Below are 15862 nucleotides of genomic sequence, written 5' to 3'. Positions count from 1 at the left end.
ATGGGTGGGTTTAGTAGGGCGTGCAGTGGTATAGCGAATTACATCTGTCGGCCAGATGTGTAAGTTTGATCTGTATCATGTTTTTCTTGAGTTGTCATGTGTTGGATTTTAAGTTTTATTCTACCTCTATGGGTTGTCCGGTTTTTTGAAGTTTTTCTAGTAGGATGGGGATTGAGCCAAAGTCGGAGTCCCTTCTGGATCCTTTGATAAGTATTAGGTCTGAATCCTGGGAGAAATCAGCTAGATAGTCAACGAGAGGTGAAGCCTCTGAAAAATGTGGTCCTAAAATTTCTTCCGGTAATAACTCCCGGAGAAATTTCATTTCCTCACCGTGTGTTATTACCCAGTTAACATTGCTGTTGAGTAAGGGGTGAGTGAGACTTTCATGTAATTCTTGTGCTTTTTTACCTAAATGGACAATGCGACCTAGTACCGCAATTCTTCGTCCATTATTTTTTATTTTACTCTGAGAAAATACTGAGAATGCATTAATCATGGAGCAAACTTCAGCGTTCCAGCTATCATCAATAAGTGTTAGGGATTTACCTTGAATGTTTAAATTTTTTCTTTTTAAATGTCCCTCATCAAGTTCTAGGTCAAGCAATCTATTTGCGCATTGGGCTAGGTCTTTATCTAGCGCGTAAGCTGCACAAATAGCAGCTATGGCATTGTACATCATGCCAGTGCTGGGTGCGGGAACCTTTAATTCTAATCTTTGAGTTGGGAACTGTAGTGTGACATTGCTTCCAGTTTCATCGGCATCAATATTTATTATCTTAACATCTGCCCTTTCTCCTTTGCCAAACACTATTATTTTTTTAGCATATTTTTTTGCTTGCGAAAGAATATAGTCGAAGCACTTTAGGTGGTCCCCTAATATAGCTACTGAAGAATTCGTTAATCCGTCAAAAATGCACGATTTCCATTTCGCAGTGTCTTCAACTGATTTTATGCGATGGTTAGTTTGTGATAGACCAATTTCCGTAATTATAGATATAGTTGGTTTTATCTGTCTTGTGATGGGGCCTCGTTTCATCCATAATGCGCTCTGAGCCACTTCGATAACGGCAGCTTCATGGTCAGGATTTAGACTGGCAAGCATCGAAGGTGCGCCTACACGTGAGTTATAGTTACCTAAACTGGATAATATCTTTTCTTTGGGGCCCAGAATTTGCACAAGCATTTTTAGGGTGCTTGATTTTCCTGCAGTACCTGTAATGGCAATGACATCGCCTTGAAATCGTTTTCTGGCTGCTAATCCGAGCTCAATTATAACTTTTAATGGGTCTTCAACTTGAAGTACAGGCAGTTCCTTAGGTAATCCATCTACAGGGTGGGAAACAATGGCGCCAGCAATACGATGTGCAAATTCAGGAAGGGTTTTATGGCAGTCAAAGTAATTGGCAGATGGCTTTGAGCGCTGTTCGTGAAAATCTCTGTCTTTACTTGTATGAGCAACAAATAAGACAGGCCCCACTGCTTGGTCTAAAAATCCACTCCCAGAAATTACGCTGCGAATGTACCAATTTTCAGGTGGCGGCGTTAGCCATTTTCCTCCAGAAACTAGTTCAAGTTGTTGAGCATTCCAAGTCTGCATAGGCGTATGTTGGTATACAGCCGGAGGAAAATCTGTTTTGTATGTAGGAATTTGTGGCGGCTTCTTAGAAAAGTTTAGCTGTGTAATCATTCCGCCAACAATTACAGGCTTTACTTGTTGTGTGTTGGAAATAATACCTACGGCAAGTTGAAGGTGAACAGGCTTAATTTGATTGGCTGCCGGGGCCCTTAACCCATAAAAGTCACGGTAGATTCTTCCTGGTTCCCATCGAGAAGTGGGTACTTGCCAATCACAAGGATCGTGGTCCATCGCCTTTCCCCAATAAGGCATAGATGTTTCTTTGATTGGGATCGCTCGAAAATCTAAACGGAAATCCTCCTTTACCTTTTTATCGGTAGTCCAAAATGACTCTACCCATAACATTTGTCTAGTCTTTATTTCACGCGGAAAAAATCTTACTCCCAATAGTTTAAGCGGCCCGCATTTTATTGGGGGGATGCGAGCATCTAGGGGGACTTGATCTACAGTCCAATTAGGGTTCAATGGACGCTTTTCTCTAATTACTTCTCGTTTGTAATGGGTTTTAAGAAGATGGGGAAGTTTACGGTATTGCCTGTCTGGAGGTGACAGTAGAATGGTTCCGCTACCATCTGGATTTAAGGTCAGGTGTGTCCCCAGCTCTGAGCAAGCTTTCGAAAATCGTTGCGTAAGATCTTTTGCTACATCTCCACTTAGTTGCTTACTGAAACCAAACCCAACACCTACGGGCACAAAAATGATTTTTTCTATTCCATTTTCGCTTAATTGGAGGCGAAAGATTCCACTATCGGCTAGGTTACGTCGGACCGCATCGAACAAAAGATCCCCAGCATCGTGGATAATAGGTCTGTCCTGATAAATTTCAATACCTTGTAGGTTATGTGCGCTGGTACCTAATATACCATCTGCTCCGGCATCGATAATGGCGTGGCCAATGGTTATTTCATCTTCGCTTGGTTTTGGTTCTCTGTTGTTTCCCCAATGAACAGCGACGAGCACGAGATGTGCTTTTTTGCGCGCTGCTTCAATCCTAGGCTTTAGGTTATCAAGCCAGAGGCTGGGTATGGTAAGTGGTAGATGAGCGCAACCAGGCGTACTTGGACCTGCGGCAAAGCGGGGCTGTGTGGCATCAATAGAGAAAATGGCGACGTTTAGCCGACCGGCGGGACGATATACTGGGGTAAGTGCTTCTTCGATATTAATACCTGATCCAGCGTAACCGATACCGGTTGCATCCAGCCAGTGTTGTTGCTCCAAAAGTGCTTTGCTTCCATAGTCCCCACTATGATTGTTTGCAGTAACAACGACATCAATACCGGCCTCCATTAACACGGATAGCATTTCAGGGCGGGCTCGGTAATAGTATGGGGATGACTCTCCCTTACTGATTCCTTGTTCGCCCTCAGTCCCTATCACACACTCTAGATTCACTACGCTTATATCTGCGTTTTTTAGGGCAATAATTGTGCCGAGCACTTTCTCGGTTCCAAATTGTGCCGTGCGATAATGTTGCCTTCGTGCCAAGTTTACGTCCCCCCCCCAAGCGAGCACAGGCAATGACTTGTGTGAATCGGCAGCTGGTTCGATAAGCATTTCTTGGTATGCCTCCTCAATATCCTCCGGTATATCTTTGGCGGCAATAAGATAATTTCGATAGGCGATAAAACCAGATAGATAGTGCTCGACATCATCAATACGAACTCTGAAAGCATGGTGCCGTATAAAAAAGCTTCCTAAGATTCGTCTGGGATTCTTGAAGTACATGGCTATTTCGGGCCAGAAATAGCCGTTTAGGAGGTACATTGCACGTTTGTGTAACGCTCTGTAAAAGTGCTTTAGATCTACCTGGTCTAGTAGGTACTGAAACTTGGGCTCTTTGCGTAAGCGAGTCACCATCTTTTCAGCAGCCATCATCAATTCAAGCAGAGTTGGGAAGGTGGTGATTCTATTTTCAACAAAATCCAAGTAACTGGAAAAGTTGCGAATACCGAACTGATAATACTTTTCTTCAGGGCGATATAGTGTCAGCTCATTGACACAGTAGCTCAGCCAGTGATCGTGGGCACGCCAGTGCTCAGCTCGGATAAAATAATTGAATGCCTTCTCGACCAATGTCAGCCAGCGGGAATCTTTAGTAAATCCGTAAAGACGCATTAAACCAAAGGCAGCTTCACCATCGTAATAGATGACTCTATGCTTGTCTTTAACTTGAAGTTCAGGATATTCAAGAACATGACAAAATTGCCCAGTGACGGCGTCTTGCATGTACTCCATACCAAGTGCCAGCTGCTCCATTAAATCGGAGTAGTGTTCGGTTTCTGTTACCTCAGAGTACTTTACTAGTGCCAGGAGTGATACAGCGTTGCCCCCTAATTTAATCTCATTATTCGACTCTACTAAAAATGCACCCATCTTCCCTGAAGGAAGGAGCGCGGATTGTATTAGCTTTTCTGTCAGGTACTTTAGTGACCGAAGGATGGAAGTCATCAGTGCTTTATCACCGGTTACCTCCCAGGCTTCAATCATCGCATAGGTACTGCTTGCATGACGCAAATTGTTATAGGTATCTATCTTCCGGTCGAAGCAGGCATGCCAACCATAGTGGAATGCTCCATTGTTTTTGACTTGGCTGCCCAGGTAATGGCTGCTTGTTTTAATTAATTTCGTAACAGTATTAGCATTTAGTTTTTCGATGATACGCCGACCAGCGTCTAATCCTGGACCATAGAGGCAGACGGGTTCACGTTTAGCTTCACAAAAAATCCCCTGAGTTGACAGAAGATATACTGGGCTGTCATCTGAAAAATCTAACTTGGTGTTTAGTCCAAAACGTTTCTTAGCATAGGCAAGGAAATTATTCTCGTTGATGATTACGTGATCGATCTGATTCCCGCCATAAAGCATGGCATTAGCATTGAGTTCCTGTTCAAGGAATGCGACATCACAGTTATCATCCAATGCCAGACCATAGCGAAAGTATGATCGTTTGGTATCTCTAAGTATTTGTTCCAGCCCAGCAAACGTCATTGCACTTTTTTGAGTTACCCAGTCAACTCTCAACCAGCAGGGGTTCACCCTGTGCGATTTTGCTGCACTTTGGATGATCTTTGCTAGGTCTTGCCATACCTCTGCAATATCTGCCGCCGTTTTATGTTTTACGATGGCACGCTTCTTTACATCACTAATTGAAAAAAACAACGTATAAGGAGGGCGTTGGCTCCTCAATGCCTGCTCAACCTGAGCACGCACTTGAACGAGCATGTTGGATAGGGACATGTCGCGACTTATCTCTCTATTAAAAAAGCGTGGCAGTATTTTTTCTGCTGGTCGGCTCGGGTGCTTTTCCTGAACGAGTATAGACGGGGGGGAAGATTCTGCTTTTAGTGGTTTGTACTGAGGTGGTGGTGTGGTAAATATTTTTTTGTTTTATCTGTCAATTTGGGTTTTCAAAACAAATCTTGTCGGATAGTATTGGGTAACCGTATTCAGAATGATTGTTGTGCAACTCACTCAGATTATTCTCTATTAACCTGTAATTAACAGTGTGGGTTAATACCAAGGTTTAGCCGCAGGGCAGGAGCATTTTCTGCCAAGAAGGAAACCCGGGATCTTATCATCTCGGGTTTTTTTGTCGGTAAATATAGGTTGTTTGTCTCAAATTCATCTTGCTTACTGAAACTCTTCTTTGTCTGCCTCTTAATTTTCTGAGGTAGGCTGCTTGCCCTCCCCAGAAAGATGGGCACCTTGGCCGAATAGTGAGAGAACCTTCCGGGTTTGTATTTGTACCAATGTCTTTCGGGCACTCGCCGAGTGGCCTTAGCGCCATTCTTTTATCTGGAACCAGTCAACTTAAACCATACAGGACAGGTGCCTCTATCGAATTGTTGGCAGTGAATCTATTGGAGTAGTAACCATGAATGGGAAGTGGTGGAGAAGCTTGAGGAGCTTCCCTCCGTTAGTTTGGATTATTTTAATTGGCAGTTTTTTTAGCCGTGGAACTTATTTTATGGTCTGGCCTTTCCTGGCCATCCTTCTATTTGAAAAGTTTCACCTCGGCGCGGCTGAAATTGGTTTGATCCTGAGTGCATCTGCCGTTGGTGCTGCTGTGTTGGGCTTCTTTACCGGTGCGCTATCGGATCGCTATGGGCGTCGCAATATGCTATTGCTTGGCTGTATTGTGAGTATTTTTTCCTTTGCCTTGTTGGCTGTGACGCAAACCTTGGCAGGATTTATCTGTGCGATGACCCTGTGTGCTATTGGTCGTGCGGTGTGGGAGCCGCCGGCGAGTGCGCTGATAGGCGACTTAATTGACGATCAAGCCAGCCGTGAATTGGCGCTGCAATTCCGCTACTTCCTGATTAATGTGGGGGCGGCGCTGGGGCCGATTGTAGGTGTCTGGGCCGGTTTGAGTGCACAGCAATCCACCTTTGGGCTCACCTCTCTCAGCTACCTACTCTTAGCCCTGGCCTTTGTTTGGGGTTTTGCCAGAACTGAGAGCGGGCGTTTAGCGAGTAAGCAAAGGGATGCGGGCGTATCTCTGGGAAATACGCTTTCGGTATTGCGCCGTGATCAGGTATTTCTGGTGGTGATTATTGCGAATATTTTAACGCTGTTTATCTATGCGCATATGGATTCAAGCTTGGTGCAATACCTCACCCGCGCTGAAGCGCCGGGATTAGTAGAGCTGATATCCAGCATGATCTTTGTTAATGCGTCGACGATAGTATTACTGCAGTTTCCCATTATGAAGTTAATGGGGCCGCTGGCCATTAACACTCGTATTGTGATTGGGTTGGGTATTTTGTCGATCTCCCAGATTTGGTATGCCCTAAATCCGGTAGATTGGTTTTGGGGTTGGCTCGGAGCGACTTTTATTTTGAGCCTGGCTGAGGCAATTTTGTTTCCAACCATGAGCATTCAAATTGACCGGCTGGCACCATCCCATTTACGCGGTACCTATTTTGGGGCCTCTTCCTTTTATGCCATTGGCTGGTCGATGGCGCCATTAATTGGTGGAGTGATTATTCAATGGTGGAGTGGCCCGGCCTTATACGGCTTGTTAGTGGCGTTATGTGGAGTTGTGTTCGTGCTCTATCGTCTTACCGAGTATCTGTCTCGCCCTGAGTGGCCTGAGCCTGAGGGAACGGTAGTCGCGGATCGAGTTGCCAATGTCTCCTAGCACGGGACACAGAATTTAAGGGCAAAAAAATACCCCCGCCAATTCGAATTGGCGGGGGTATTTTATATTGTGATCGCCGGGAGATTAGATCTCGGCAGCGAGACGAGAGCCCTGGTCGATAGCGCGCTTGGCATCGAGTTCTGCGGCTTCATCAGCGCCACCAATCAGGTGGGTGGTTACGCCGCGCTCTTGCAGAGCTTCGTATAGCTTGCGTGCAGGCTCCTGACCGGCGCAGACAATAATATTGTCGACTTCCAGTACCTTTTCCTCTTCGCCAACGCGGATATGCAGGCCTTTATCGTCAATTTTGTCGTAAAGGGCACCAGCAATCATCTCTACCTTGCGATGCTGCAGGCTGCCGCGATGAATCCAGCCGGTGGTTTTACCCAGGCCCGCGCCCACTTTGGTGGTTTTGCGTTGCAATAGGTATACCTGGCGCGGAGAGCTTACTGCTTCGCGTGGCTTCAGGCCGGAGCGATTCTCCAGGGCAATATCGACACCCCATTCGTTGAAGAACTCTTCCTTATCGCTGGCGACCACTTCATCTTCAGTGGAGTGGGGGCCATCGTGGGTCAGGTACTCCGCTACATCAAAGCCGATGCCGCCGGCACCGATAATGGCAACCTTCTCGCCAACCGGCTTCTTGTGCTTCAGTACATCCAGGTAACCCAGGACTTTATCGCTCTCAATGCCGGGGATCGGTGGAGTGCGCGGCTCGATACCGGTAGCAATAATCACTTCATCAAAAGATTGCAGGTCTTCCGCTGTGGCAATGGTATTAAGTTTTACTTCAACACCGGTGACTTCCAGGCGGCGCTTAAAGTAGCGCAGGGTTTCCTGGAATTCTGCCTTGCCGGGGATCTGCTTGGCGATATTGAACTGGCCACCAATCTTATCGCTGCCTTCGAACAGGGTTACTTCGTGTCCACGCTCTGCGGCAACGGTAGATGCGGCCATGCCCGCAGGGCCGGCGCCGATTACAGCTACCTTTTTCACGTTGTCGGTAGGCAGGTAGTTCAATTCGGTTTCGTGACAAGCGCGGGGGTTTACCAGACAGGAGGTCAGTTTCAGCTGGAAAGTGTGGTCCAGACACGCTTGGTTACAGCCAATGCAAGTGTTGATCTCGTCGGCGCGGCCTTCGGCGGCTTTGTTGACGAACTCAGAGTCTGCCAGGAAGGGGCGTGCCATGGAGATCATGTCAGCCTGGCCGGAGGACAGAACTTCTTCGGCGACTTCCGGCACATTGATACGGTTGCTGGCAACTACCGGGATAGACAGGTGCTTTTTCACCTTGGCGGTGATATCGGTAAATGCCGCGCGGGGAACACTGGTGGCAATAGTGGGAACGCGCGCTTCGTGCCAGCCGATACCGGTATTGATAATTGTAGCGCCAGCTTTTTCGATAGCCTGCCCCAGAGCCACTACTTCATCGAAGTCACTGCCATCTTCCACCAGGTCCAACATGGACAGGCGGTAAATAATAATAAAGTTCTCGCCGACGGCTTCCCGTACGCGGCGCACAACTTCGATCGGCAGGCGGATACGGTTTTCGAAGGAGCCGCCCCATTCATCGGTACGCTTGTTGGTGCGTTTCACGATGAACTGGTTAATAAAGTAACCCTCGGAGCCCATGATCTCCACACCGTCATAGCCGGCTTCGCGAGCCAGGGTGGCGCAGCGTACATAGTCATCGATCTGGCCTTCGATTTCCTCGCTGGTCAATTCGCGCGGGGTGAAGGGGTTGATCGGCGCCTGGATGGGAGAGGGTGCAATCAGGTTTTCGTTGTAGGCGTAACGGCCGGTGTGCAGGATCTGCATACAGATCTTGCCGCCCTCAGCGTGAACAGCATCGGTGACTTCGCGGTGCTGCTGGGCTTCTTCCGAAGTGGTCATCTTCGAAGCGCCCTGGAATACGCCACTCTCTTCGTTTGGGGCAATACCACCGGTTACAATCAGGCCAACGCCACCGCGGGCACGTTCGGCAAAAAAGGCCGCCAAACGGGTGAAGCCATTGGGGTGTTCTTCCAGGTTGGTGTGCATGGAGCCCATCAGCACCCGGTTTTTCAGGGTGGTGAAGCCCAGGTCCAGGGGGGCAAGCATATTAGGGTAGGCTTGGGACATGGCAAATTTCTCTTCTTGTAACCTTTAGGGTTCATTTATGTATATGCAAAAAAGTGCATATCGTTGCCCAGCAGGATAACAAGACGGCCCACTGTGAAACAGTGACTTAACCGGTCGAATTCAGTGATCAATTACGGGCCCTATCTAACCTTGATGCGTCCCATTCTCATCTATAAATAAAGTGTTTTTTAAGGGTTCCCTGTCTCGACGTATACAGAGGCTCATTTACTCCTCTACCAAGCTTACCAACTTGTTTCGCAGCCATTGATTGGCTGGGTCGTCGTGTTGATTTTTATGCCACAGCAGGTGCCAGTCCATTTGAGGTATTTGAAACGGAAGCTCAAACAATCGGGCTGAGTACTGTCGCGCCAGGCTGGCGGGGACTGTCAGTGCCAGGTCGGTTCTCAATACCACTAACGGTGCGACCCGGTAGTGCTGGACCCTCAATTTCACATTGCGACGGCGCCCTAACTTGTTCAGGGCAATATCTTCCAGGCCAGGACCACTGCGACGGCTGGAGACATGGATATGTTCCAGCTTCAGGTACTGTTCCAGGGTAAGGCTGGCGGAATCCGCCAAGGGGTGATCCTGGCGCAACATACACAGGTAGCGATCGTTCATCAGTCGCTGTTGTTTTATCTGTGGGGAAGTGGGTACGGGAACATCCAGGGCAAAGTCCAGCGTGTTGGCGGCCAGTTCCTTGACCAGCTGCTCCCTTGGGACCTGGAAAGACTCGACAGTAATACCTGGGGCCTCCTGCTCCAGCACTTCCAGCAGCCTGGGTAAAAGGAAAGTCTCCGCCATATCGTTCATGGAGAGGCGCAAGGTTTTTCTGGCTTCCTGTGGCACAAAGTGACGCTGCTCGCTAAGGCTTGCCCCCAGTAGAGAAAGAGCTTCCTGGACCTTCGGCATAATACTTTCAGTCAGTGGCGTCGGTGCCATACCGGTGGGACTGCGAGTGAATAGTGGGTCGTCTAACGTACGGCGAAGTCGTGCCAGAGCATTACTGACAGCCGGCTGGGTGATGTGCAGTTGCTCAGCGGCACGAGTCAGGTTTCGGGTTGCGTATATCGCCTCCAGCACGGGAAAGAGGTTCATGTCGATTCGCTGTAATTGCATTGCTGCCACCGTCATCACTCTCATGAATGATTCAATATTCGCATAATAAACTTTGATGATTCAAATGCTGGGGATAGGGTTGGGGAGATCAAAAGGGGAGGGAAATAGGTGGCTGAATTTATTCTGGTACGTCACGGACAGGCTTCATTTGGGGCCGATGACTATGACAATCTCTCCGATACCGGCTGGCAACAGTCGCGCTGGTTGGGTGAATACTGGCGGGATAAGGGTATTCGTTTCGACCGGTTGCTGTGTGGCAACCTAACCCGGCACCGGCAAACTTTGGACGGCATTTGCGAGGGGCTGGAAATCCCCGGTGAAAATACCCGCAGTGTACTCACCCAGCTTAATGAATTTGATTTTCTAGCGGTTGCCAAGCATTACAGCGAACTATACCCGGATCGGGCACCGGGAGCAGGTGCCAGTCGCGCCGATTTTTATCGATTCCTGAAGAAGGGGATGCTGGCTTGGGCCGCCGGTGAGATCAGTCCACCGGAAACCTGGTCGCATTTTGAAGCCAGAATCGCAGATGCGCTTAAAAACATTTGTGATAGCCCCAAAGGCAGCCGAACCTTGGTTGTTAGTTCGGGCGGTGCCATTGCCATGATGTTGACGCAAATATTGGGCGGCTCAATTTCCACCGTCGCCAATCTCAATATGCAAATCCAAAACACAGCCGTTAGCCGTTTATTTTTCAGTGCAGAAAATATCAGTCTGCACAGTTTCAATCATGTGCCGCACCTGGATCGGGATGGGCGTCACGAACATATCACTTACAGTTGATCGGGCAGGTAGCGATGGAATTTGAATACTCAGATAAAGTAAAAGGACTGCTGGAACGCCTGCAAAATTTTATGCAGGAGTATATCTATCCCGCCGAAGCGATATTTATGCAGCAGTTGCAGGAGGATCGCTGGGGAGAGCCGGCGATTTTGGCAGAATTAAAGATTAAAGCCCGGGAAGCGGAACTCTGGAATCTGTTTTTACCAGATTCCCGTTACGGTGCTGGGCTCAATAACCTGGAGTATGCACCCCTGGCTGAGGAAATGGGGAAAGTGCTTTTCGCATCGGAGGTATTTAATTGTAATGCCCCGGATACCGGCAATATGGAAGTTTTGGCTCAGTACGGTTCTGAGGCCCAGCGGGAACAATGGTTAACCCCGCTTTTGGATGGAAAAATTCGCTCTGCATTTGCTATGACCGAACCCCGGGTTGCCTCCTCCGATGCCACTAATATCGAAACGTCGATTACCCGCGATGGCGATAGCTACGTTATTAACGGCCACAAGTTTTATATCAGTGGCCTGATGAATAAACGCTGTAAAGTGATGATCGTGATGGGTAAGACTGACCCGGAAAATCCCAATCGTCACCAGCAGCAATCGCAAATCCTGGTACCCACCGATACGCCTGGAGTCAAAATAGTTCGCCCGATGACGGTATTCGGTTATGACGATGCACCGGAAGGGCATGCGGAAGTGATTTTCGAAAATGTCCGGGTGCCCGCAAGCCATTTAATTCTTGGAGAGGGGCGCGGTTTTGAAATTGCCCAGGGACGCTTGGGGCCGGGCAGGATACACCACTGTATGCGCTTAATTGGCCAGGCTCAAAGAGCGCTGGAGATGATGTCGGCACGCGCGGAGCAGCGCATTGTTTTTGGCCGCCCGATGAGCAAGCAGGGATCGGTGCGGGAAGATATTGCCAAATCTGCTTGCGAAATCGAGCAGGCACGCCTGCTGACTCTGAAGGCCGCTGCGCAAATGGATCGGTTGGGCAATAAGGCGGCCAAAGATTTAATCGCGATGATAAAAATTGTCGCGCCACAGATGGCTTGTAAGGTGATAGATCGCGCCATACAGATTCACGGCGCCGCGGGATTGGGGCAGGATTACAGTCTCGCCCATCACTATGCCTATGCTCGGACCATCCGTCTGGCGGATGGTCCCGATCAAGTCCATATGATGCAGTTGGGCAGGAACCTGGCAGCTCACTATGCCGCCGCAGAAAATCATGGAGGACTCAGTGACTGAGACGGTAAACAATTTGCGCAGCTCTGTGGAAGAGCTGCCTGTTGAGCGACTGCAAGAATATTTGTCCGGCAAAGTCGACGGTTTCAGTGGGCCTGTAACGGTCACCAAATTTCCCGGTGGCCAGTCTAACCCCACGTTCAAGTTGCAGACCCCGGCGCGATCATATGTTTTGCGACGCCAGCCTCCAGGCAAGTTATTGAAATCTGCCCATGCCGTAGATCGGGAGTACCGGGTAATGTCGGCACTCGCCGATACTAATGTGCCGGTGCCCAAGGTATTGCACCTCTGTGAGGACCGGGACCTAATCGGTTCTATGTTTTATTTGATGGAATATTGTGAGGGCCGGATATTTTGGAACGCGGCACTGCCGGAAGTTGACGCCGAGCAGCGAAGTGCTATGTACGATGAAATGAATCGTGTACTGGCGGCCATGCACAGTTTGGATATTAATGCCGTAGGCCTTTCGGATTACGGCCGACCAGGTAATTACTTCCAGCGGCAGCTGGACCGCTGGAGCACTCAATATCGAGCCTCTGAGCTGGAGCCCATTGCCGCGATGGATGAGTTGATGGCCTGGTTGGGTGACGTTTTACCGGATGATGATGGGCGTATCGCATTGGTGCACGGTGATTACCGGCTCGACAATATGATTTTCCATCCTCAGGAGCCCAAGGTCATAGCGCTTTTGGATTGGGAACTTTCCACTCTGGGACATCCCTATGCCGACCTCGCTTACCAGTGTATGCAAATGCGAATGCCCGCTGGCAAAGACAAAATGTCCGGCCTATTAGGCTTGGATATAAAGGCCTTGGGCATCCCCTCCGAAAAAGAGTATGTGGCCAAATACTGCCAGCGAATGGGTATTGATGGGATTGATAATTGGCCGTTTTATCTGGCTTTTAGCTTCTTTCGCCTGGCAGCGATTGTTCAGGGGGTGGTGAAGCGTGCAAAAGACGGCAATGCCTCCAATAAAAATGCGGCAAAACTGGGAGCCCTGGTAGAACCCCTCGCACAAGCTGCATTGGATATCGCTGCTAACGGTTAACTTCTGAAATTATAAGGATAAGAAATGGCAAAGAATATTTTTGATCTCTCGGGAAAAATTGCCCTGGTAACGGGTGCCAGTCGAGGTATTGGTGAGGCCATTGCAAAACTTTTGGCTGAGCAGGGTGCCCATGTTTTGGTTTCCAGCAGAAAAATTGAGGGGTGTCAGGCCGTAGCCGATGCAATTGTGGATGCTGGTGGCTGTGCCGATGCGATCCCCTGCCATATTGGCAACATGGATAATATCCAGCAGGTTATTGGCGATATTCGCGAGCGATTTGGTCGCTTGGATATTTTGGTCAACAATGCGGCGACTAATCCCTATTTTGGCCATATTCTTGATACTGATCTAGCGGCCTTCGAAAAGACGGTAGAGGTCAATATACGCGGTTATTTCTTTATGTCGGTAGAAGCCGGCAAATTGATGCGAGAGCAGGGTGGTGGCGTTATTGTAAATACCGCCTCAGTGAATGCCTTGCAGCCGGGTGTTGGGCAGGGTATTTACTCAATTACCAAGGCGGCGGTGGTCAATATGACCAAAGCGTTTGCCAAGGAGTGTGCGCAATTTAATATCCGGGTGAATGCTTTACTACCAGGGCTTACAAAAACCAAATTCGCCGGGGCATTGTTTTCCCACGAGGATATTTATAAAACTGCGGTTGGCCATATTCCCATGCACCGCCATGCGGAGCCGGAAGAGATGGCGGGTACAGTTTTGTACTTGGTCTCCGATGCTTCCAGTTATACGACCGGCGAATGTGTCGTTGTGGATGGTGGTTTGACTTCTTGTGGGGGGATTTAACCATGCATGATCCAATTCTCGATTTTAGCGATAAAGTCGCATTGATTACCGGCGCTGCCAGTGGATTCGGAAAATTACTAGCAGAGGAACTTGGTTCTCGGGGTGCTCGTTTGGTATTGGGAGATATCAATGAAGAGGCCTTGATGCAGTTGGCGGACAAACTGGGAAGCCAAAATATTGCTGTGCGCGCCCAGCGCTGTGATGTTTCCCAAGAGTCTGATTGCGCTGCTCTGGCGCAATTGGCTCAGTCAGAGTTTGGACAGCTGGATATCGCTGTTAACAATGCTGGAATCGCGCCTCCGATGATGTCTCTCAAGCAGACAGATGAGGCTATGATGGATCTTCAGTACAACGTTAACCTTAAGGGGGTTTTCCTGGGGCTTAAACACCAGTTGCCCCTATTGAAGATGACCAGTGGAGCTGTACTGAATGTTTCCTCTATGGCGGGGCTGGGCGGTGCTCCCAAGATAGCCTCTTACGCAGCGGCAAAACATGGTGTGATCGGCCTGACCAAAACGGCAGCGATGGAAAACGCCAAGTACGGTATCCGTGTAAACGCGATTTGCCCCTTCTATTGTCTGACCCCGATGGTTACCGATATTGCAACTGAAGATGCTAGCCCTGAACAAGTTCAAGCGTTTCTCGCTGAGGGTTGCCCGATGAAACGCCTGGGTAAGCCGGAAGAAGTCGTAGCGGCCATGTTGATGCTGGTTTCCCCAAAAATGACTTACATTACCGGGCAGGCATTGGCGGTAGATGGCGGCCTCTCGGCCTATTGAGGTCGGGAGTCGCTGAGAAAGCGAATAGAGAATCGAAAAGGAGCCTTCGATGCCTGTAGAAATTTCACCTGATAGCCTCGGCTATTACGTTGGTTTTGAAACAGAGCCCACAGACTGGTTTGAAATTGACCAGCAGAGAGTTGATAGCTTTGCTGAGTGCACCTTGGATCGACAGTTTATTCATGTAGACCCAGAGGCCGCTGCGAAAACACCTTTTGGTGGAACGGTTGCCCATGGTTTTCTATCACTGTCACTGCTGCCTTATTTTGTAGGTGCTCTACAGATAACGGTTACAGGTGCTTATATGGGGGTGAATTATGGTTTGGATAAAGTCCGCTTTATCAACCCGGTAAAGACCGGTAGCCGGGTGCGCGTCTCCGGGAAAATACTGGATATTACGGAGAAAAAAGAGTCCCAGTATCAAATTAAGCTGATGGTAACTATGGAAATTGAGGGTGAGGCGAAGCCAGCTTTAGTTGCAGAGTGGATTTTTCTGCAGATTACCTAGTGGGATCAGTATAAGGCCGGACCACCATTTTTCTAAGTCGCAGTGGAAAGTGGTGGTTTCGATCTGTTTGAGAGTTTTTTAAGGCGAGTTTACATAAATGTTTCTTGTTGTTTAAGGGTGTTGAGACCCATGCGAACAATATTCAAGTGAGAAGCGGGAATACCTTTTTTGTAGTACTCGCCAGTAAAGTCAAATTGTTGGACTTCGATAAATGGTGAGAATAGGGTGCATCCCCAGTAGGGGTTTATACCCCACCAGCCATATTTTCCGGCGGTTCTGGGGTTTCTTTGAAAGAAGTTGTAAGCCCTTTTGATATTGTCATATTTGAGTTTGAATTTTCTTTTGTCATTGATGCTGTGGGCATCAAATATCACCAGGCATTGTATAGAGATGCCTTGCCGACCAAGTGCATTGGCGATTTTTATCGCAGCATTTCCCCCTCTGCTGTAGCCAAACAATATCGCTGCTTTTTTGCGCGAAACCCCATTTTTAAGGTAACGGTAAATAGTTAGCTTTCGTGTGTGGGAGAATATCCGCCCTTGAAGTTGGTTTATTACCGACTTTAGTACCGGATTTTCTCCGGCAGAAGGACCACCGGCACCGTAGATGCCTACCACAGTGTAGTGGCTAAGTTGAGACTGTATAGGAAGTGAGAATTCGAACTGGCCGCTTGAACTTGATAT

Annotated in this window: 11 protein-coding genes; 7 read left to right on the top strand and 4 right to left on the bottom strand. The window is 48.6% G+C overall.

The genetic code is table 11. The annotated features are described in order from the left end of the window. Positions 1 to 115 precede the first annotated feature (115 nt). Positions 116 to 4873, bottom strand: a complete 4758-nt coding sequence (locus ACYX4J_RS15125; protein WP_476176953.1) for a CapA family protein — start codon at positions 4871 to 4873, stop codon at positions 116 to 118. Between the two features lie 637 nt (positions 4874 to 5510). Here ACYX4J_RS15125 and ACYX4J_RS15120 point away from each other — a divergent pair. Further along, complete coding sequence (locus ACYX4J_RS15120) at positions 5511 to 6776, top strand: MFS transporter (RefSeq protein ID WP_444915917.1); 1266 nt, start codon at positions 5511 to 5513, stop codon at positions 6774 to 6776. An 84-nt stretch (positions 6777 to 6860) separates the two neighbouring features. On the opposite strand, the gene ACYX4J_RS15115 is transcribed toward ACYX4J_RS15120, so the two are convergent. Then, positions 6861 to 8897: an oxidoreductase gene (locus tag ACYX4J_RS15115; protein ID WP_413664906.1), complete on the bottom strand. Its 2037-nt coding sequence runs from the start codon at positions 8895 to 8897 to the stop codon at positions 6861 to 6863. Between the two features lie 225 nt (positions 8898 to 9122). Continuing rightward, positions 9123 to 10016, bottom strand: a complete 894-nt coding sequence (locus ACYX4J_RS15110; protein WP_476176952.1) for a LysR family transcriptional regulator — start codon at positions 10014 to 10016, stop codon at positions 9123 to 9125. A 108-nt stretch (positions 10017 to 10124) separates the two neighbouring features. Between ACYX4J_RS15110 and ACYX4J_RS15105 the strand changes: the two genes are divergently transcribed. Genes ACYX4J_RS15105 through ACYX4J_RS15080 form a run of 6 tightly spaced genes read left to right on the top strand, consistent with a single transcriptional unit; the run spans position 10125 to position 15179 of the window. Next, on the top strand, positions 10125 to 10799 hold the full coding sequence (locus tag ACYX4J_RS15105) for a histidine phosphatase family protein (protein ID WP_475708435.1): 675 nt from the start codon (positions 10125 to 10127) through the stop codon (positions 10797 to 10799). Positions 10800 to 10813: 14 nt separating this feature from the next. Then, positions 10814 to 12046: an acyl-CoA dehydrogenase family protein gene (locus tag ACYX4J_RS15100; RefSeq protein ID WP_413664908.1), complete on the top strand. Its 1233-nt coding sequence runs from the start codon at positions 10814 to 10816 to the stop codon at positions 12044 to 12046. Then, a complete protein-coding gene (locus ACYX4J_RS15095; RefSeq protein WP_476176951.1) occupies positions 12039 to 13091 on the top strand; it encodes a phosphotransferase in 1053 nt (350 codons plus the stop codon). The genes ACYX4J_RS15100 and ACYX4J_RS15095 overlap by 8 nt, the downstream gene beginning before the upstream one ends. Positions 13092 to 13115: 24 nt before the next feature. Then, positions 13116 to 13892 (top strand): SDR family oxidoreductase, encoded by a 777-nt coding sequence (locus tag ACYX4J_RS15090; protein ID WP_282931833.1) that lies wholly within the window; start codon positions 13116 to 13118, stop codon positions 13890 to 13892. Between the two features lie 2 nt (positions 13893 to 13894). After that, positions 13895 to 14671 carry an SDR family NAD(P)-dependent oxidoreductase gene (locus ACYX4J_RS15085; protein WP_413664910.1) on the top strand — a complete coding sequence of 259 codons (777 nt, stop codon included), beginning with the start codon at positions 13895 to 13897 and terminating at the stop codon, positions 14669 to 14671. Positions 14672 to 14720: 49 nt separating this feature from the next. Next, positions 14721 to 15179: a MaoC family dehydratase gene (locus ACYX4J_RS15080; protein ID WP_476176950.1), complete on the top strand. Its 459-nt coding sequence runs from the start codon at positions 14721 to 14723 to the stop codon at positions 15177 to 15179. Between the two features lie 89 nt (positions 15180 to 15268). Here ACYX4J_RS15080 and ACYX4J_RS15075 read toward each other — a convergent pair whose 3' ends face one another. Continuing rightward, a complete protein-coding gene (locus tag ACYX4J_RS15075; RefSeq protein WP_476176949.1) occupies positions 15269 to 15796 on the bottom strand; it encodes a hypothetical protein in 528 nt (175 codons plus the stop codon). Between the last annotated feature and the right edge of the window lie 66 nt (positions 15797 to 15862).

The organism is Microbulbifer sp. ABM4_008 (assembly GCF_056311705.1).
The sequence above is the reverse complement of the archived record's forward strand: the minus strand, read 5'-3'. Positions and strand labels throughout refer to the sequence as shown.